Origin of the sequence: Paracoccus laeviglucosivorans (assembly GCF_900182695.1) — a bacterium.
GTDB classification, from domain to species: Bacteria; Pseudomonadota; Alphaproteobacteria; order Rhodobacterales; family Rhodobacteraceae; genus Paracoccus; species Paracoccus laeviglucosivorans.
In genome coordinates this window covers 1-19348 of record NZ_FXTK01000024.1, presented here as the reverse complement: position 1 = coordinate 19348, position 19348 = coordinate 1, and the positions used below count along the sequence as shown (strand labels likewise).

The window sequence follows — 19348 nt, the reverse complement described above, 5'->3', positions numbered from 1 at the left end:
TCTAAGGCGAAAGCAATAAAAGGCCCCGGTCCGTCACCGAACCGGGACCCAGATAGGGATAATGCCTTCCCCCTACCTATCAGAGGCGATCATCGCCCCGCAGGGTATCATCGCCGCGTTCGTCGTCGTCACGGAAGAAGTCGGTCACATGACGATCGGCATCTTCCTTTGCCCAGCCATAGCGCTCTTGGAGTTTGCCCGAAAGCTTGTCGGCATCACCCTCGATCTGGGTCATGTCGTCATCGGTCAGGTCGCCCCACTTTTGCTTCACGGAACCCTTCATCTGGTCCCATTTGCCTTTGATGATATCGCGGTTCATATCGCCCTCCAGCGTTGAATGCGACGTAAAAGGCAGATCCTCAGCGGGAGTTTCTGCAGCTGATTTAATCTAATTCTTCCGCCGCTGCGGGAACTATTCGGTTGCAGTGCTGATAGGCACCGCCGCTATATCGTCGCCAGTCTGTGGCATGCCCTTGCCGTACCATTTCGCAGGAAAGGTCGGTCACCGTATCGGTATGGCAGCGCACAACCGGCCGCCCATAGCGATCGACGTCCATCAGGTCGCAGGCCACCGGCCGATCGCTGACCAGCGCCGCCAGCGCGTGGCGGGCCTCGGCCCCACCTGCCTCCTTGATCTCCGGTGCTTGGATGCCCCACAGCCGCAGCCGCAGGTTCTTTCCCGGGCTGTCCAGGCGCAATGTATCCCCGTCGATCGCGACGGCTCCTGAAAGACAGATGGCGGCAAGGCATGTGATCATGCCTCCCCCCTTATCAATCAATTGTTCGCTTGTCGTTCCAATTATCTCGACAGGTTTAGGATGTCGAAGGTCGGAAATGAACGCCCCCGCCTCGGTCATTCCCGGGCGGGGGCATTTTGTGTTTTGGACAGGTTGAAACTTGGCCTATGACTAACCGCGATAGGACAGGCCACCCCAGACGCGACCCTCGTCGCGGTCACGGCCGCCACGGACCGCACCGATATATGCCGCGGCCGCCGCGATCAGCGCAGAGGCCGCCAGCAGGAAGGCCGACAGGATGCCGGTTACGCGCGCCTGCTCGGCGGCGTCGACAGCTTGCTGCTTGGCCTCGTCAAGGCGCTGCTGGGCTTCGGTGCGCAGCCGCTCCAGCTCGGCCTTGGCCTCGTCGACCTTTTGCTGCGCTTCGGCGCGGATCTGGTTGGTCTGCTCGACGGCTTCATTGACGCGGGCATCGACCTCTTGCGGGTTCTCGCCGGTGCGTGCGGCGACTTGATCGCGTAGGAAGGCACGGTCGCCGTCCGAAATCTCGCCAGTACGGATGACATTGGCAAAGATCCCAGCGATCTGGCGTTGCGTGTCGCTCATATTCGCTTCGGCATCCTGCTGAAGGGTTGAGGCGGGGTTCTGCCCATCGGCACGCAGCAGCCGATCCGTGATGTAATCGAGCGGATTGCTTTGCATCCCCTGCGGTAGCATGTCGTCCAGCGCCGGGCCTGCGGCTTGGCCCGCGCCCTGCGCCAACCCGCCGACCGCTTGACCCGCTCCCGACACGACGCCGCCCGAAAGCTGGCCTGCGCCCTGCGCGATGCCACCCACGGCCGATCCCGTCACTTCGGCGGCGGTCTGCGCGACATTGCCCGCGGTCTTCAACCCGCCCGAAACCACGCTGGCCGCAATGACTGCGCTCACGATCATGCCCACGCCCCAGACGGCCAGCCCGTTGAAGCCGTCGCGCACGGTCACCTCATCCTTAGTGGCGCTGCCGACCGGACGGCGCATCCGCCCCGCGACATAGCCGCCAAGCGCATTGGCGACCACCATTGAGATCACGACGAAAAGCGCCGTGATGATCAGCCACCAGAAGCTGATCCCCCCGCCCTCGCCCACCGAAACCGAGCCAAGGCCTAGAGCGGCCGCGAATGTTGTGAAGACGACTGCTACTCCGGTGGCCACGACTGCACCAGCGAAAATCGCCGCCCAATCAACGTAACCGCGATCCGTCGCGTCCCGAATACCTGGTGTCGCCATCACGAAATCCCCAGCATTGAAAGGATGAACAGGACGACGACCACAAGGCCAACAAGATAGATGATAGAACCCATGAGACGCTTCTCGCTAAAATTTTTGTTAGATTGGAACGTCGTGCGGCGCCATCGAGTTGCCAGCCTGCCTCAAATTCATCGGCGGCGATGCAGCTAAGTATCCCAACCTGGATAGACGGTGGGCGTGGCTGACGCTGCCATGGGAAGAGGCGTGAGCCATGCAGTGCCCGCTTCCCGATGGCGCACTGCAATCAGACAGAGTTGACTGAAGTCTAACGCAAACCCAAGGGGTGACATGGAGCAGCCTCGTTGTTCCTCAAAATTGCGTCGCAGAACTTAAATTAATGCATCACAGGAAACAGGAACCGCTGCCGCCACACTCGGCTTTTAGCTCCGACCGCAATAGGTCCTCAAACAGGAGCTGAAGATGAGCACGAACTCGACCACAGCACAGTCAGGCAGCGCGAAAAAGTCGGCAACGGCCACCCGCAAGAAAGCCCGGGAAGAGGGCAAGTCCACAACCAAGGCCACGGGCGCGGCTCGGACGAAGCGCTCGCAGGCCGTGGCCAAGCGCGCCGCTTCGCGCCGCAGCCCGAAAGAGCAGAAATCGCTTTCCGACCTGTTGGAGCACGCGCTCAAGGACATCTATTACGCTGAGAAGAAGATTTATCGCGCGCTCCCGAAGATGATCAGAAAGGCCGATCATCCTGACCTCAAGGAAGCGTTGCAGCATCATCGTGAAGAAACCGCCGGCCAGATTGATACCCTCGAGAGCGTGTTCGAGGTGATGGGCAAGCGCGCGCGGGGGGAGAAATGCGAAGCGATTGATGGAATCCTCGAAGAAGGTGAAAGCTTGTTGGAGGATTTCGGCGACTCAGTTGCCGCCGACGCTGCCATCATCTTCAGTTGTCAGGCGGTCGAGCATTACGAAATCACGCGCTATGGGTCGATCCGCGCTTTCGCTGATGCCTTGGGACTTGATGAGGTGCGCGATCACATCGATTCCATCCTCGAACAGGAAAAGGCCGCAGATCAGAAGCTTAACGACTTGGCCGAAAGTTCGGTCAACGACGCGGCTGCGGAATATGACGATGAAGATGACAGCGCGGCTGCCTGACCCGGCGATGTCGCTGACCCCTGTCCTCTAGGCAGGGGTCATTGTCGGACGACACGCTACTAGCTGATAGGCAAACAACATGCGCGGACCAAAGCAACTTGGGCCTTATGCGGATCGCGCATTGGATTGCAAAGGGGCCCTTGAAGAAGCTGTCCTAGAAATTGCCGATCAGGCCGCCACGGCGGGTTGGATGCGAGACGAAATCTGGTCTGCACTCGGCTCGCTGGCGGCGAATATTCTGCAGGCCGATGTCGAGGCTGAGAAGACTGATCAGCAAATCGAGCAAGCAATTCGCGATCGGCTTCGCAAGAACTAGCCGCGTTCGAAAACGTCGGCAAGCGGCTGAATGACACCGACCGGAACAAAAACGGATTTGAGCGCCGTCTGACCATCGCCTTCATGGTCGATCAGAGCCGCGTGACCATTTCACGGGTGTTTGCGAAACGCACTTCCTAACAAGGCGCCTACCGAACGTCAGGACGGAAATGGCACTGAACGTCCTCGCCTATAACGTCAAACGGACCATCTCCCGGATCGGCATCCGGCGTCTGTCAGCTGAAATCGCCAGCTGACGTGGTCGATGCGGATCAGCCGCAGTGACAACCACGGATTCCCCGCGCGCCGCTAACCACCTGTTTCCACACAGGCGCGGCCCATAGCCGCCGGTCGAGCCTCGCCGATGCTGCGCGGCGGCATTTCCCAAAGCCGCCGTTGGTGCGCTCCGCGGCACAACTGGATTAGCTATAGTGGAGGCCCGCCTTCACCACCGTTCCGTCGGCCCAAGCTCCGGCGCAAACTGCATCAACTGAACGACTTTGGACACCAAATTACAGCCCAAACCGGAATTCTCGATTAGACCTAAATGGAAGTGTCGGCAGCCCTCATCTTTTCGCTGCGCCGACGAAGCAGCTCAACAGCAGTGAGAAGCAAAACCGAGAAGACTACCAAAATGGTCGCGACCGACAGGATCGCAGGACTGATGCTCTCACGGATGCCGTTCCACATCTGCCGGGGAATTGTCTGCTCGTCGGGGCTGGCGATGAACATGACCACGACGACCTCATCAAATGACGTGACGAACGCGAACAGCGCGCCAGAGATCATGCCCGGAAGAATCAACGGCAACGTGATGCTTCGGAATGTCGTCCATGGGGTGGCGCCCATCGATGCAGCGGCCCGCGTTAAGGAATGGTCAAAGCCGACAAGTGTTGCAGTCACCGTGATGATGACAAAAGGGATGCCCAATATCGAGTGCGCCAAAATGATGCCAAGATAGGGAATGCCCCAGTCCTGAATACGGATTGACGAGTAGAAAAAGAACAGGCCCGTCGCCGTGATGATGATCGGGACAATCATCGGCGAGATCAACACCGCCATGATGATACGGCGGGCGGGCATCTCTGGGCGGCTGAGACCCAAGGCTGCAAGGGTTCCAAGCGTTGTGGCGAGCAGCGTCGAGAAGAAGCCGACGATCATCGAATTCTTGGCGGCTGAAATCCATTGCGCGTGTTCCCACATGTCCCGCCACCAGGATGAACCGCGCGCGGCTTCAGGGGCATGCATGCCCGTCGTCAGCAACGCGTCATACCAACGCAGCGAGAAACCGGTCGGATCAAGCGACAGCATCTTTTGCGTGAAGGTGAAATATGGCTCGGCGTTGAAGCTGAGCGGGATCACGATCAGTATCGGCGCGATCAGGAACAGAAAGACCAGACAGCACAGGATCCGCCGGATATGATGCCAAGTTTTTTCAAGCGGCGTAGCATATATTGGAAGTGACATGGACTTACCCCAGCTTGATGTTGTCGATGCCGACAAGGCGGTCATAGAGCCAGTAAAGCAGCAGCACTGCCGCCAGCAGGATCGCCGCCAATGCCGCGGCCATGGACCAATTCAGGCTGCTTTGCATGTGATAGGCGATGAAGTTCGAAATCATCTGGCCGCTGGCCCCGCCAACAAGGGCGGGCGTGATGTAGTAACCGACGGCCAGAATGAAAACCAGAAGGGCGCCCGCGCCGATGCCGGGCAATGTCTGGGGCAGATAGACCTGACGAAACGCGGTCCAGCTGCTGGCGCCAAGGCTGCGCGCGGCGCGAACGTAATGCGGCTTGATCGGACGCATCACGGCGTAAAGCGGCAGGATCATGAACGGCAGAAGGATATGCACCATGGCGATGACGGTGCCAGTTTGATTGTACATCATCGATAGCCGATTGGCTGGGTCCACCGTGCCGGTGGCAACCAGCGCGTTGTTGACCACGCCTTGTTCCTGAAGCAGCACCATCCAGCTCGTCGTCCGCACCAGAAGCGAGGTCCAGAACGGCAAGAGCACTAGGATCATCAGCAGGTTGGACTTGCCCAGCGGCAGTGTCGCCAACATATGCGCGACCGGATAGGCAAGGATCAGGCAAATCGCGGTGATGACGCCGGAAAACACGAATGTTTTCACGAAATGCGAAACGTAGATTCTGCGGCTTTCCTCGACCCGGACGATATTGCCTTGCGGGTCGCGCGTCATGTCCAGCGCGGCAAGATAGAAATTCGCGGTGTAAGGCGTCGATGCCGAACGCATCGCCTGCCACAATGCAGGGTTTCCCCAGTCCGCATTGATGGCAAGGACAGCATCACGGTAGGGCGGCTCCAGTTCCGGGGCCTTGCGGGCTGCGGCCGTGAACATCGAACGCGACCCGGCAAGGTCGTAGTTCACGCGTGTGCCGATCAGTCCGGCAGTCTTGTCTGCCCTTGCCTGACGCAGGTCAGAGACAAGAGCCGAGTAGGCTGCCTCATCCGGTGCTTTTCCGGGGTTTTCGTCGAACCAGGCCGACAGCACCGGCATATTCGCCGAAAAGGCGTCATTATGCACTGAGCGCAGCAGCATCTGCCCAATCGGCAGGACGAAACTGATCAGGATGAACAACAGCAGCGGCAGAACCAGCAGCAGGGCGCGGCGCTTGGCGCGGGATTGTGCGGCGGCCAGCGCCGTTTTCAGCGAGCGTCCATCCGTTGTGGAAAGTGGCGTCACCGCGACGTTGCTGCCGGTGATGGCGCCATTCGCAGAGAGATCTGCCATGAGATTACTCCAAGACAACAAAAAAGGGCGGCAGGTTGAGTTCGCCGCCCGATTGTCGGTTTAAAATCCCGCTCCCTTCAGCGTCAGGAAGCGATCTATGGGATCAGTTGGTGAGCCAGGTATTGAAGCGCTCGCTGATCTCGACATCCCGATCGACCCAGAAATCAACCGAGGTACGCAGAGAGCGTTTCATATTGGCCTCGGCGGTGGGCATGTTCGGAGCCATTTCGGTCTTGCCGTCCTCGAACAAGCCGACCAGAGGCAGCGAAGATTTCCGCGCGGGTCCGTAGCTGATCCATTTCGTCTGGTCGGCGAGCCGTTGGGTGCCGGTGGCGAATTTGATGTATTCCAGCGCCTCATCCTTGTTCGGCGCACCCTTCGGGATGCCAAACAGCTCGTATTCATAGACCTGGCCATCCCAGACGACCTCAAAGGGCTTGCCTTCGGTCACCACGGCGCTGAACAGGCGGCCATTATACGCAGTGGTCATCGCGACCTCGCCATCCGCCAACAGTTGCGGCGGCTGGGCACCGGCCTCCCACCAGACGGTCTGCCCCTTGATCTTGTCGAGCATCGCGAAGGCGCGGTCCAGGCCCTCAGGCGTCTCCAGCGTCGCATAGACATCGCCGGGCGCCACGCCATCGGCCATCAAGGCCATCTCGAGATTGGCCTTGGCGGTCTTACGCATGCCGCGCTTGCCCGGAAATTTTTCCAGATCGAAGAAATCAGCGATGGTGCTGGGTTTCTGATCGGAAAACTTGGTGGTGTCGAAGCCGTAGACGTTTGAAAACACCATCGACGCGATGGCACATTCGGTCACCGCACCCTCAAGGAAATCCTCGGTGGCGGGCGTACCATCCGGTGCCGGCGGCAGACTGGCGGGATCGATCGGTTCAAGCAGGCCCTCGTCGCAAAGGCGCAATGCATCGGTGTATTCCAAGTCGGCCACGTCGATCGTCACGTTGCCCGACTCGACCATCGACTTGATCGGCCCCGCAGGATTGTCTGCCGAGGTCATGGTGATCTTTGTGCCTGTCTGGGCCATGAAGGGCTTGTTGTAAGCTTCGACTTGGCTTTTCTCATACGCACCGCCCCAGCTGACGACGGTGATGTCGGCCTGCGCCGCGAAAGCGAAGGTCGAAAAGGCGCAGCTGAGTGCTAGGAACTTCTTCATCTTACTTTCTCCCAGTTGAGTGATGTCTGGCCTTTCCGGCCTTTCTTGTTGCGAGAGCGAGAGTGCGCGCCGACCACCCGGTGCTTAAATCGGGTCCAGCGCGCGCGCATCCTCAGGGTGCCAGCCGATCTCGACCAGCTCGCCGGGTTTGAAGCGGCGCTGACCCAAGGTGTTGCGACATTTCATGACGAAATCCTCGGACCCCGCGACCTTCATGCGAACCCGCAGCACGTCGCCCATGTAGATCACGTCAAGCACCTGTGCGCCGATCCGATGCGCGCCTGCGGGCATCATCTCGGGCTTGAACTCGATACGTTCGGGCCGGATCGAGACCAGCGTTTCCTGCCCCGCGGCCGTGATATTGACCGGGGTCGCGTCGATCAGCTCACCGGTCACGAGCCGCACCGTGGCCACACCTTGTCCCAACGCCTCGATACGTCCAGGCAGCTTGTTGTTCTCGCCGATGAACTGGGCGACGAAGCTGTTGACGGGGCGTTCGTAAAGCTCGGCTGGGGGCGCGAGTTGCTGAATGCGGCCGTCGTTGAACACGGCGACGCGATCAGACATCGTCAGGGCCTCGCCCTGGTCATGCGTGACATAGACCACGGTAATCCCAAGCTCTTCGTGAAGGCGCTTGATCTCGAATTGCATATGTTCGCGCAGCTGCTTGTCCAATGCGCCCAGCGGCTCGTCCATCAGCACCAGTTGGGGGTCGAACACCAAGGCGCGCGCTAAGGCGATGCGCTGCTGCTGGCCGCCCGACATCTGTGCAGGCCGTCTGTTCACCAGCCTGCCCATTTGGACCATATCCAGAGCGCGCACGATCTTCGCATCGCGTTCCGCTTTGCCTAGGCCTCGCACCTTCAGCGGGAAAGCCAGGTTTTCACCGACCGTCATATGGGGAAAAAGCGCGTAGTTCTGGAAAACCATGCCGATCCCGCGCTTGTGCGGCGGCACAGAATTGATCGGGCGCCCGGCCAGCAGGATCTCGCCTGAAGTCGCAGTTTCAAACCCCGCCAGCATCATCAGGCAGGTGGTCTTGCCTGAGCCAGAGGGGCCAAGCATGGTCAGGAATTCACCTTTGGCGATGGTCAGGTTCAGATCCTTGACCACCAGCGTTTCGCCGTCATAGCTTTTCTGAACGCGTTCGAACGAGACGAAGCTGTCCTTCACGTCGTCTTCCGGATTGATCCGGGCCGCGGTAGCTGTGCTCAACTTTGGCTCCCTATCGATTTTTTGACGAACGCGCTTTTACGGGTGTCGCCGTCTGGTTCTGCTCAGCTCTTGATCCCAATCGCATGAGTGTTGAGGCATCATCAGAACTGCGATGGACCGGGTAAATTACGCAATTCCATTACGCTGATTAGGGTGATGCTAATCTTCGGGAAATCAGGGTCGGCTGGGCGATTTTGGTAGAAGGGATGATCGGTTTTTCAGCAGCTCAAACAAAAAAGGCGGCATGCTGCCCGCACCGCCGCCAGTCATTGAAAGTCCGTCCACCGCATGGCGCATTCACTGCGCTGCCGGCGACAGTTGTTCCCCGCAGTTTGGTCTGCCGACGGGCTGAGGGCCGGGATCGACTCCCGGCCTCGGCTTGTTGTCAGCCTCCGGCCACGGCCCGCAGCGGTGAGCCGACCGCGGGGATTTGCCTGCTGAGGTATCGGTAGAAATCCCAGATCGTGCCCTCGTAGTCACGCGGCGCAAGCTGTCCCGATGGCGCGTGACGCGACGCAAGGGCGCGCTGCATCTTTTCAAGCTTTTCGCGATCTTCGCGGTTCACTTCGTGCCAAAGTGCGATCCGCTCCTCGAGCTCGTCTTGTGTCAGCTCGTCGCCGAGGGTCGACATGGTCCATCGGACCCTGATCCGATCGACTGCCAGCGGCTTGATCGAAAACGACACCAGCAGGGTCGCCGCCTGACTTGCAATCTGGGCCGGGAAAAGGTTGAACAACGTCGAACGCCGCCGCTCTTCCTCGGTCAGCCCCTCCGCGCCCGTTCCGCGCGATGCGGCCGCGTCCGGATAGTTCGCGCAATAGGAGGTGAAGCTGTCATCCGACATCGATTTCCGACTTAGCCCGGTCGGGGTATAGGGATGCAGCGTCTCGGGGTGGACAACCGAAAGGTGGTAGGCCTCCATGAAGTTCTCGACCAGACATTTCCAGTTCGTGTGCCAGTCCTCTTCAAAGGTGCGGACAATCCGCATCTCGGACGGACGATAGTTGCCAAGCAGGTTTTCCAACTGACCCAATCGCGGCGCGAGCGGTGCGGCCGAGTCGTCCAGGTTGACATAGATAAAGCCGTTCCACACCTCGCAACGAAAGGTCGGTAGGCTGCAGTTCTTGTCGGTCACGCCCTTATCGCGCATGCGCGGGGCGTTGATCAGTTGCCCGCTTCGCCCATAGGTCCACGCGTGATAGGCGCAGACAAAGCGACGGGTCGACCCTGTTCCTTCCACCAGCGGCATGCCGCGGTGCCGACACAGGTTCGATAGGATGCGCACCTCGTCATCGTCGCCACGCACGACCAGCAGCGGCTCATCGAAGAGCTGGGTTACGAAATAGTCGCCCGGTTTGGGGATCTCGTCAGCCCGCCCAAGTGCATGCCACTCTTTGGAGAGAAACGTGTCGACCTCATAACGGAAATAGTCCGGATCTGTGTAAAAACGACCCGGCAAGCACTGGGCCTCGTGTTCGTGCAGCGCCGCAACATCGTGCAGCGTCGCATTCATGGCATCAACTTTGCTTCCGCTATCAAAAGCCATCCGCCCTACTCCGCTGCCAGAGCAAACGAGCGTTCGAACCCTGCGGTCCGATCGGCGATATACTGCATGAAGTCGTAAATCGGACGTTCCAGATAGGACAGATGTCCAGGTTTCGCCGCATCTGCGCTCAGCCCCCGGAAGACCTTTTCGGTGCAACCGCGATCCTCGACGTTGACCTCGTCCAGCAAGGTTTTCAGCGAGGTGATGTATTCTTCGGCCTTCGGATCCGCCATGAATTCGGGTGAAAGACCGCCGCCGAAGATCATCGAGACCTGACCAGTGCCGTGCGGCTGCAGCGACAGATACCAGAAATATCCCGGCGTGAGTGTGATCAGATGGCTTGGATAAAGTGTCAGCAGCGCAGTTGTCTTGCGCCACCGCCCTTCCAGCCGCGTATTGTCCGGGTGGGCATTGCCGATCGGCAGCGACGCCTCTTTGGTGATCCAGTGGTAGTTGAAGTTCCTTAGTCCGGGGGGACAGTCCATCTCCTCCAGCTTCGAGTGTCCGCCGACTGTGGCAGCATGACAGACAGGAAGATGGTAACTTTCCATGAAGTTTTCGGCGAGAACCTTCCAGTTCGTGTCCCACACATGGGTTTCACGGAAGCATTCGGTATAGTTCTGGACCTGATACTGCGAGATCATCTGCTCGACCTCGGCCAGATCCTGCGCCACGCTGGGGCGGTCTTTGTTCAGTGTGATATAGATCCATCCAAGCCACTCCTCACAGCGGATTTGGGGCAGCTTATAGCTTTCTTTGCAAAAACCGGTCGTCTCTGTCATGAACGGCGCACCGCGCAGTTGGCCGCTCAGATCGTAGGTCCAGGCGTGGTAGGGGCAGACTAGCACGCGCTTGTTGCCGCTGCCCTCGACGATCGTCGACATGCGGTGCAGACACACGTTCGACAAGGCCCTGATCTGGTTGTCGCGGTCGCGCAGGATCACGACCGGCTGACCTGCCAGTTCATGTGTGATGTAGTCGCCGACATTGGGCAGGCTGCTGGCGCGACCGACACAGACCCAGTCGCGGGCAAAGATGGATTCATTCTCAACTGCCAGGAAATCGGAGCTGCTATAGACCGAAGGCGGCATCGCCCGCGCATCTACCAGTGGGCGGCTTGCGGCTGCGAGCAATTCTCTGATGGGTTGAACTTGCGTCATGGCTGACCTCCTTGTGTTTGCATTGGCCTGAGTGCGGTTTGGGCCAAAGGGCTACACCTCATCTTGACGTTTTTTCAAACAAGGTAAAAATTCATATATCCGATGATTGGGTCGTAAAAATATGGTTCGCTTTACTTTGCGGCAATGCAGCTATTTTCGTGCAGTCGCGGAACATGGTGGAATTGCGCAGGCCGCGCGGGTACTGAACATCTCCCAACCGTCGGTAGCGCAGGCACTTGAAAAGCTGGAGGCGGTGACGGGTCTGATCCTGTTCGATCGCCATCATGCGAGAGGACTGACCTTGACGGTTCAGGGCCGCTCATTCCTTGAGCATGTGCTAAAACTGGAAGAGCAGGCAGCCCAGGTCGAGCGCGAAGCGGCGGCGCTCGCCGCCGAGCTGGCGGGCGAAATCCGGTTGGGCGTGTTCTGGACGCTTACCCCGTTCTTCGCGGTCGATCTGATCCGCCGTTTTGCCAAAGCAGAGCCTGCCTTGACCATCACGCCGCACGAGATGTCACTGGTGAACCTTGCCGAAGCCGTGCGTGAGGGATCGCTGGATTTCGCGCTGACCTATGACAGGGGGGCGGATACAACTGGGCTGAACCTGCTGGAGCTGGCGTCCTTGCAACCGATGGTCGTCGTTTCCGCCGATCATCCGCTGGCCCATCGCACCTCGATCAGCCTGTCCGAGCTTGAGAGCGATCCATATGTCATGCTGGATGGACCGGGTAGCCGGCATTATTTCGAAGGACTATTGGCCGAAAACGGCATGACGCCCCGCATTTCCTATGTGTCTTCGTCGCTTGAGGCGGTGCGAAGCGCGGTCGCTGCGGGCTTTGGCTTTACCTTCCTGGTCATGCGCCCGCCATCGTCCGAGACTTATGACGGGCGCGAGGTCAGGACATTGGCGATCACGGACAATGTACGCCCGCTGCGCATCGTGCTCGCGTCCCGCGAAGGCGTGCATCGTGGCCTTGTCGCGCGACGCTTCGCCGAACATGCGCGCAGCTATTTCACCGAGGCGGTCGGCAAGCCGGTCAGTTGACCCTAGCGCATCAGTGCCTTCAGGTCCGTAGCTGCGTCGGCCAATATTGCAGCATCGACGGTCTTGCCCGCCTCGATGAGACGCTTGCCGATCATGAAGGCTTTGGGATCGTTCATGGCATCGACCGCCAGCAGGCGTTCTGCCGCGAAGTACCAAACGCTGGTCGGCGCGCCCTCTGCGGCCCTGACCACGGTGCGGTCATATCCGGTGTTCAGCCCCACGATCTGCAGCTTGCAATCGTATTGATCCGACCAGAACCAGGGTTTCGGGACATAGTCTTTCGCCGCGCCCAGGATATTTGCCGCGACAAGCTCTGCCTGATCGATGGCGTGCCCGACCGATTCCAGCCTCACGTGCTGACCGCCCAGCGGAAATGAGGCGCAATCCCCGGCAGCCCAGACATGCGCGGCCGAGGTCCGTCCCTGCGCATCCGTGCGGATGCCGTTCTGGACCGCGATGCCGGCCGCAGATGCAAGCGTATCGCAAGGGGTGATGCCGATGCCTGCGATGACGAAATCCGCGGGCAGTTCGCGACCGTCCTGCAGCTTCACCGCGCGCACGCGGGTTTCACCCAAAAGCCGCTCGACGCCGGTGCCTTCAAGAAGCCGCACCTTGTTGTCGCCGTGCAGTTTGCGGAAATAGTCGGCGGTCTCGGATGCGGCGACGCGTTGCAGGATACGTGGGGCCATCTCGACCACCGTGACATTCAGCCCAAGCTTGCGCCCAACAGCAGCGGCTTCAAGCCCGATATAGCCGCCGCCAATGACCACGAGGTCGCGACCGGGCGCGAAATCGGCGCGCATGCGATCCACGTCGGCCAATGTCCGAACGGTGAAGACTCCGTCCAGATCGCCGCCGATGGCTGCCGGCAGGAGACGCGGCGCCGAGCCGGTTGCGAGCACCAGTTCGTCATAGCTCAGCCGCTCATCGCCCAGTTGCAGCTGCCTTGCCGAGGTGTCGATGGCCGAAACCGGCTGGCCCAGCCTCAGATTGATCCGGTGTTCCGCCCAGAACTCGGCCGAGCGCAGCCACAGCCGTTCCTGCTCGATATCTCCAAGCAGATAGGCTTTGGACAATGGGGGGCGCTGATATGGCGGCGACGGCTCGTCGCCGATCATCGTGATTTCGCCGTCGAATTTCAGCGCCCGCAGTTTCGCCGCGCAGGCCGCACCTGCCTGACCAGCCCCGATGATGACGACATGACGCATCTGTTCCCCAATCTGCTCTGGATGTGCCGCGAAGCGATGCCCGCGAATGGATGGCGCAGCCGGGTCAGGCTGCGCCACGGACTGTCATTCGTCGCCCGGCACGCCGTAGGACGGCGCCTCGCGCGGGTCCAGCGCACGCTGGACATAGGCGTCAAGCTGCGGCCTGTAGAGATCCCACAGGCTGGCGACGGCTTCGATCGGGCAATCCTCGGTCCAGTCGCAGCGCAGGTCGGCCACGGGCCACGACACCTTGTCCACGATCTTCAGGCCCGCCGAATGGACCGGCCCGGCCTCGCCACCCTGGGCGATGCCCGCACGCATGGCGGCGATCAGCCGGTCGCCGATATGGCCGTCCGCCGACAGAAAGCCGTTGATGATCGCCTGCGGAACGCCCTCATTGGCCAGCATGTTGCCACCCGAGGCGACATCCTCCGCCTGTGCCTGGGTCCAGATCCCCAGCGAATTCGGGCCCGAGTGAATGGCGGTCAGGCCATTTCGGTCGACCGCCAGCACCTGCCGATATTCGATGAACTTGCCCATCTGGCGCAACTTCGCCACGGCGTCGACGGCGCTAAGACCCTGCTCCAGCAGATCAAGACCCAACGGCCCCAGACTGGGATCGGTCACATTCTGCGTGGCAACCGCCCCGACACCGGCCCGCGCATATGAGCAGCGCGCCGCGACAGCCGGTGACGAAGATGAGATCGCAAGTCCGAACATGCCCGTTTCGGCGCAGCGGGCGACAACCGAGAAAGTCATCGCCTCAATCCGGGATAACGGCGGTGCCGTCGATTTCGACCAGCCATTCCGGGCGCGCCAGCGCCTGCACGACCAGCCCGGTCGACACCGGATGCACGCCCTTCAGATATTCGCCCATCGTGCGATAGACGGCTTCGCGGTGGCGCACGTCGGTGATGTAGACCACAACCTTGACGAGATGCTCCATGCTGCCGCCGGCTTCCTCGATCAGCTGCCTGATGTTCTGCATGACCTTGTGGGTCTGTTCGACGGGATCGTGGCTTTCGATGTTCTTGGCGTCGTCGAGGTTCTGCGGGCACTGGCCGCGCAGCCAGACGATCTTGCCGCCCTGCGTGACGACGGCCTGGCACAGGTCGTTGTCAAGCTTCTGCTCGGGATAGGTTTCTTTGGTGTTGAACTTGCGGATGCGGTGATGGGCCATGTCGGTCTCCGTGGTCAGGTTTGTCATGGTGATTGGGAAAGCGATGCTGGCTTACGCAGTTTCGGACACGCGGGAAGCTTCCAAGTGATAGTCCATGTATTTGCGCTGAATGCCGATCTGTTCCGCGACATGCTTGGCGTCGTGCCACACGCCCCAGATAAAGCTGGAGCCGCGGCGCGATTGCCAGGGCAGGCCCAGGAAATAGATGCCGGGAACCACAGACACGCCGCGATGATGCAGCGGCCGCCCCTTTTCGTCGAAGCCGTCGACCTTGATCCAGCTGTAATCGACGGCAAATCCGGTCGCCCAGATGATCGTGCGGATGTTCTCCTTGCCCAGGTCAAGCGCAAGGATCGGATGCGAGATGCAGGGTGCGTCGGGAAAGCGTTTGCGAGCCTCGGGGTCTTGCGGCAGGTCCAGGGCGTTCTGCGCGGCATAGGCGTCCGCTTCGTCAAGGATCGACAGATAGTTTGCATCGCCATTCGCCAGATTGCGGCTTAGATCGTCGGCGAAAGACAAAGTGCCGCTATCCCAGCTTTGAGTCATGCCCAGCAGGGTCATGCCTTCCTGTGCCAAGCGGCGGAAATCGATCGTCTGGCCACCTTTTGCACCGCTGACCGCGATGGTGACGTGTTCCGTGCCCGGTTTCGGGGCCGACATGTCCCACTTTCCAAGGACGCCCAGCCACCAGCAGAAATCCCGACCGCGATAGGCGCGGGGTGGACGGTCATGCGGGCCGACGGACAGATAGACCTTGCGCCCCGACTGCATCAGCTCATCGGCGATCTGCACGCCGGACGATCCGGCCCCGACGACCAGAACGGCGCCATCGGGCAATTGCTGTGGATTGCGGTATTGCGCAGAATGGATCTGAAAAATGTCGGTCTGCTCTGGGACGACGGGCGGGATTACCGGGACCTGAAACGGTCCCGTGGCGGCCACGATCCGCTCGGCTTCGATGACGCCTTGCGAGGTGGTCACCGTAAAGCCGGAACGGTCCGAATTGCGACGCACCTCCTGCACCTCGACGCCACAGCGGATCGGGGCGTCGAATTTCTTGGCGTAAGCCTCGAAGTAATCGGCGACCTGATCCTTGCCGACAAAGGCGTCCGGGTCGCCGGAAAACTCCAGCCCCGGAAAGCGGTCGTGCCATGCCGGGCCGTTCGCCACCAGCGAATCCCAGCGCCCGCTGCGCCAGCGTTCGGCAATGCGGTCCCTTTCAAGAACCAGATGCGGCACTCCGGCATTGCGAAGATGTTCACTCATTGCCACGCCCGCTTGACCCGCGCCGATCACAAGTGTGTCGGTTTTCTCCACTGACATTTCGGCATCCTTTTCCGGATTGGTGGGGCGCATGACACGCAGCCCTGTCATCTGGAGAAGCTAGCGGCCTGCACATTGGCCGAAAATTACGAAATCCTAGAGCAAGGATTAGGCTGATCCTAAACATCTTGCTTAGGTTTTGCCGCAGCAAGAACATGGAAGAAGCTATTTTCGCCCGGCCGCGAACTGGGAAAGGGTAGGCGGGGAAAAACTGTGGTTTGGTGGAGCCATGACGAAACCATATGACGCGACGCTGGCGCTGCTCGAACGCCTGATTTCCTTTCAGACGGTCAGTGCGCAAAGCAATCTGGCACTGATCCAGTTCGCCGAAGATCATCTGCGGGACGCCGGTTTTCAGGTGCACCATTTGCCCAGTCAGACTGGCCCCAAGGCGGGCTTGCTCGCCCGGCTGGGAGAGGGTTCAGGGGGCATCATGCTGTCGGCACATAGCGATGTCGTGCCGGTGACCGGCCAGAACTGGTCGCGCCCTGAATTTACCCTGACCCAGGATGGCGAGCGGTTATATGGCCGCGGCACGACCGACATGAAAGGTTTCCTGGCCGCAATGCTGGCCTTGGCAGGGCGCACGCGCGGCGTCGCTTTGAAGCGGCCACTGATGATGTGCATCTCGTATGACGAAGAGGTCGGCTGCACCGGCATCCGCGAGATGCTGCCTGGCTATCAGGCGCTGCGCTGGCAGCCCGAACTTTGCATCGTCGGAGAGCCTACGTCCATGCGGCCGGCCATCGGGCATAAGGGCAAGGTGGCCTTTCGCGCGACTTGTCGCGGTCAGGCAGGACATTCTTCGCTGGCGCCGAAATACGTCAACGCCTTGCACCTTGCCGCAGATCTGATCGGTATTCTGCGCCAGCTTCAGGATGAATATGCCGCAAGTGCCGGGCATGACCATGCTTATGACATTCCCTATTCGACCGTGCATGTGGGAAGGGTTCAGGGCGGGACTGCTCTCAATATCGTGGCGGATCTCGCGACGCTTGAATTCGAACTGCGCCATATCGGCGGCGATGATCCCGCCGATTTCATCGAGCGCCTGAACAGTGAGATCGAGCACCTGCTGCGGCCCTATCAGGCGATCTGTCCCGAAGCAGACATTGTCGTCGAAACGACGAATGCCTACCCGGGGCTAACCGTCTATCAGGACGATCCGGTGGTGCATCGGGTGTCGGGCTTCAGCGGCAACGAGGCACCCATTAAAGTGGCCTTTGGCACAGAGGCGGGATATTTCGCTGGCATCGGCATTCCGACGGTCGTCTGCGGCCCCGGCGACATGGAGGGTCAGGGGCACAAGCCCGATGAATACCTGGAGGTCGGCCAGCTTGCGGCTTGCGACCGCATGCTGGACAGGGTGCTGGAAAGCCTGACCTAGGCAGGAACGGTTGCCGGCTGGCCGATTTTTGTCGTCACCGGCACTCCCCAAAGGGCCATTTACAAAACGGTCAGGCCGCGACAGGCTCTTGGCGCGAGGCGAAGAGGCTTCGAAAGCAAATGCAGGCCGCTCAGCGCCTCTGGATCGGAACAGGCGATGCAACTGCGCTATACGCTGCGGCAATTGGAATATTTCGTCGCGGTGGGCGAAACCGGCAGCATCGCGGCGGCATCGCATCAGGTGAACGTCTCATCCCCGTCCATTTCGGCGGGCATTTCCCAGCTTGAGGACGAGCTGGGGGTCAAACTGTTCGTGCGGCATCATGCGCAGGGTCTGACGCCAACTTTGGCGGGCCGCAAGCTGCTGGATCATGCGCAGACCGTGCTGCGCCAGGCCGGTGCCTTGCGTGACCTTGCAGGCGATCTGTCGGGCATGGTGCGGGGTCCACTGGCCATCGGCTGTCTCAGCACCTTCGCGCAGGTGGTGCTGCCTGGCTTGCGGCGCAGCTTTGTCGAGCAATATCCCGAGGTCCGCATCTCGCAGGTAGAGTCCGATCAGTCCGAACTGTTCAGCTTGCTGCGACAAGCAAAGATCGATCTGGCACTTACCTACGATCTTGATTTGCCCAAGGATCTCGACTTTACGCCGATGATCGAACTGCCGCCCTTGGTCGCCTTGGGTGACGGGCATCCCTTGGCGCATCTGTCCGAGGTCTCGGTGCAGGAACTGGCGCCGTTCCCCATGGTGCTTCTGGACCTGCCGCTAAGCGCGGACTATTTCCTGTCGTTCTTTGCAAATGAAAATCTTCGCGCCAATGTCGTTGAGCGCACCCGCGATGTCGCTGTAATGCGGAGCCTGGTCGCCAACGGTTTTGGCTATTCGATCGTGAATGTCAGGCCGATGCACGACGTTGCCCCCGACGGCAACCCGATGAAGTTCATTCCGCTGGCCGGGCAGCAGCGCCCGATGAAGCTTGGGCTGCTGATGACGAGGGGCGTCGAGCGGAGCCGCTTGCACAAGACCTTCATCGACAGTGCAAAAACATGGGTCCAGACGCAGCGCAGCCGATTGGTGGGTCAGGTTAAGGACGATCAAACACTGCCCTGACCTTTGTCAGGCACCCGGAACGTCAAGCACCATGCCTTCCATCTCTTCGGTGGCCAGGATCTGACAGCTCAGGCGGCTTGTTTCGGTGCGCCCGGTCTCGACGATATCCAACATGTCGTCTTCCATCGCATCCGGCTGGCCCGTTACTGGCACCCATTCCGGCGGAACGACGACGTGACAGGTCGCACATGCCAGATTGCCGCCACAATCACCGTAAATCCCATCCACATCATGATCGCGGGCGGCCTCCATCAGGCTTTGGCCAGCCGCCACATCGATGCTGAAGGATTTTCCAGATGCACATCTCCAGGTGATTTGCGGCATGTCTGAGTTCCTGTCAGAATATCGGCGGTCGTGAAGGAAACGCTTCCGACCAGCCCATTGAACTTTAGAGATGTCGCGAGTTTGCTTGTGATGAAAGAAGCGTTTGCTTCATCTTAGATTAGGTGCTGTCGAAGGAGCTTGGGCCGACGCTGCCTCCGGCTCCGACTTGGCGTCAGAAAGCATGCAAACAATTAAAATGTGCCGCGAAGGGCTTTTGGGGCAGAAATGGCTCTCTCGGGCAGCAGGCTTCGAGACAGCAGCCTACAGGCTCGCCCGTCTCAGTCGACCTGACCTGCTGCACGGCTTGGCGAAGCCCCGGCCGAGGGTGTGTGGAAACTCCCTTCTGTGTTAGACTTTCTCGTGGTTTCGGGAGGTCGAGATGGCTGGATTCATTGAGGGCGTTGAGCGCGATCAAGCTTCCCTGTTTCCCCATCGTCTGGACGACTGGATTGACGCTGATAGCGTGGTTCGG

At 60.2% G+C, this 19348-nt stretch carries 19 protein-coding genes; 5 read left to right on the top strand and 14 right to left on the bottom strand.

Annotated elements, in window-relative coordinates:
- Nucleotides 1-79: 79 nt before the first annotated feature.
- The 3 genes from FN835_RS18100 to FN835_RS18090 form a co-directional block, all read right to left on the bottom strand.
- Nucleotides 80-319 carry a CsbD family protein gene (locus FN835_RS18100; protein ID WP_142664646.1) on the bottom strand — a complete coding sequence of 80 codons (240 nt, stop codon included), beginning with the start codon at nucleotides 317-319 and terminating at the stop codon, nucleotides 80-82.
- 64 nt (nucleotides 320-383) lie between these two features.
- Entirely contained in the window at nucleotides 384-758 is a 375-nt protein-coding gene (locus FN835_RS18095) for a thermonuclease family protein (RefSeq protein WP_185958744.1), read from the bottom strand.
- Nucleotides 759-908: 150 nt separating this feature from the next.
- Nucleotides 909-2006 (bottom strand): ATP synthase subunit B family protein, encoded by a 1098-nt coding sequence (locus FN835_RS18090; protein WP_142664644.1) that lies wholly within the window; start codon nucleotides 2004-2006, stop codon nucleotides 909-911.
- A 441-nt stretch (nucleotides 2007-2447) separates the two neighbouring features.
- On the opposite strand from FN835_RS18090, the gene FN835_RS18085 reads away from it, so the two are divergent.
- Together FN835_RS18085 and FN835_RS18080 are read left to right on the top strand one after the other, a co-directional pair.
- Complete coding sequence (locus tag FN835_RS18085) at nucleotides 2448-3137, top strand: YciE/YciF ferroxidase family protein (protein WP_142664643.1); 690 nt, start codon at nucleotides 2448-2450, stop codon at nucleotides 3135-3137.
- Between the two features lie 79 nt (nucleotides 3138-3216).
- A complete protein-coding gene (locus FN835_RS18080; protein WP_142664642.1) occupies nucleotides 3217-3453 on the top strand; it encodes a hypothetical protein in 237 nt (78 codons plus the stop codon).
- Between the two features lie 542 nt (nucleotides 3454-3995).
- On the opposite strand, the gene FN835_RS18075 is transcribed toward FN835_RS18080, so the two are convergent.
- From FN835_RS18075 to FN835_RS18050, 6 genes are all read right to left on the bottom strand, one after another.
- Nucleotides 3996-4919: an ABC transporter permease gene (locus tag FN835_RS18075; RefSeq protein ID WP_142664641.1), complete on the bottom strand. Its 924-nt coding sequence runs from the start codon at nucleotides 4917-4919 to the stop codon at nucleotides 3996-3998.
- A 4-nt stretch (nucleotides 4920-4923) separates the two neighbouring features.
- Nucleotides 4924-6207, bottom strand: coding sequence for an ABC transporter permease (locus tag FN835_RS18070; RefSeq protein ID WP_142664640.1), 1284 nt, complete (start codon nucleotides 6205-6207; stop codon nucleotides 4924-4926).
- Nucleotides 6208-6310: 103 nt separating this feature from the next.
- Complete coding sequence (locus FN835_RS18065) at nucleotides 6311-7381, bottom strand: ABC transporter substrate-binding protein (RefSeq protein WP_142664639.1); 1071 nt, start codon at nucleotides 7379-7381, stop codon at nucleotides 6311-6313.
- Between the two features lie 84 nt (nucleotides 7382-7465).
- Nucleotides 7466-8596, bottom strand: coding sequence for an ABC transporter ATP-binding protein (locus FN835_RS18060; RefSeq protein ID WP_246098797.1), 1131 nt, complete (start codon nucleotides 8594-8596; stop codon nucleotides 7466-7468).
- A 385-nt stretch (nucleotides 8597-8981) separates the two neighbouring features.
- Nucleotides 8982-10142: an aromatic ring-hydroxylating oxygenase subunit alpha gene (locus tag FN835_RS18055; RefSeq protein ID WP_246098796.1), complete on the bottom strand. Its 1161-nt coding sequence runs from the start codon at nucleotides 10140-10142 to the stop codon at nucleotides 8982-8984.
- Nucleotides 10143-10147: 5 nt separating this feature from the next.
- The gene (locus tag FN835_RS18050) at nucleotides 10148-11302 is read right to left on the bottom strand and encodes an SRPBCC family protein (protein ID WP_142664638.1); all 1155 of its coding nucleotides are present in this window, start codon (nucleotides 11300-11302) and stop codon (nucleotides 10148-10150) included.
- A gap of 121 nt (nucleotides 11303-11423) precedes the next feature.
- Here FN835_RS18050 and FN835_RS18045 point away from each other — a divergent pair, with 121 nt between their 5' ends.
- Nucleotides 11424-12347: a LysR family transcriptional regulator gene (locus FN835_RS18045; protein WP_142664637.1), complete on the top strand. Its 924-nt coding sequence runs from the start codon at nucleotides 11424-11426 to the stop codon at nucleotides 12345-12347.
- Nucleotides 12348-12349: 2 nt separating this feature from the next.
- On the opposite strand, the gene FN835_RS18040 is transcribed toward FN835_RS18045, so the two are convergent.
- From FN835_RS18040 to FN835_RS18025, 4 genes are all read right to left on the bottom strand, one after another.
- Nucleotides 12350-13555: an NAD(P)/FAD-dependent oxidoreductase gene (locus tag FN835_RS18040; protein WP_142664636.1), complete on the bottom strand. Its 1206-nt coding sequence runs from the start codon at nucleotides 13553-13555 to the stop codon at nucleotides 12350-12352.
- An 84-nt stretch (nucleotides 13556-13639) separates the two neighbouring features.
- Nucleotides 13640-14314 (bottom strand): DUF1028 domain-containing protein, encoded by a 675-nt coding sequence (locus FN835_RS18035; RefSeq protein WP_142664635.1) that lies wholly within the window; start codon nucleotides 14312-14314, stop codon nucleotides 13640-13642.
- A 4-nt stretch (nucleotides 14315-14318) separates the two neighbouring features.
- Nucleotides 14319-14735 (bottom strand): RidA family protein, encoded by a 417-nt coding sequence (locus FN835_RS18030; RefSeq protein WP_142664634.1) that lies wholly within the window; start codon nucleotides 14733-14735, stop codon nucleotides 14319-14321.
- Nucleotides 14736-14786: 51 nt separating this feature from the next.
- A complete protein-coding gene (locus tag FN835_RS18025) occupies nucleotides 14787-16058 on the bottom strand; it encodes a flavin-containing monooxygenase (protein WP_142664633.1) in 1272 nt (423 codons plus the stop codon).
- Between the two features lie 229 nt (nucleotides 16059-16287).
- Between FN835_RS18025 and argE the strand changes: the two genes are divergently transcribed.
- Nucleotides 16288-17445, top strand: coding sequence for an acetylornithine deacetylase (gene argE / locus FN835_RS18020; RefSeq protein ID WP_142664632.1), 1158 nt, complete (start codon nucleotides 16288-16290; stop codon nucleotides 17443-17445).
- A 156-nt stretch (nucleotides 17446-17601) separates the two neighbouring features.
- A complete protein-coding gene (locus FN835_RS18015; RefSeq protein WP_142664631.1) occupies nucleotides 17602-18552 on the top strand; it encodes a LysR substrate-binding domain-containing protein in 951 nt (316 codons plus the stop codon).
- Between the two features lie 6 nt (nucleotides 18553-18558).
- Here the strand turns inward: FN835_RS18015 and FN835_RS18010 are convergent, their stop codons facing one another.
- Complete coding sequence (locus tag FN835_RS18010) at nucleotides 18559-18876, bottom strand: 2Fe-2S iron-sulfur cluster-binding protein (RefSeq protein WP_142664630.1); 318 nt, start codon at nucleotides 18874-18876, stop codon at nucleotides 18559-18561.
- Between the last annotated feature and the right edge of the window lie 472 nt (nucleotides 18877-19348).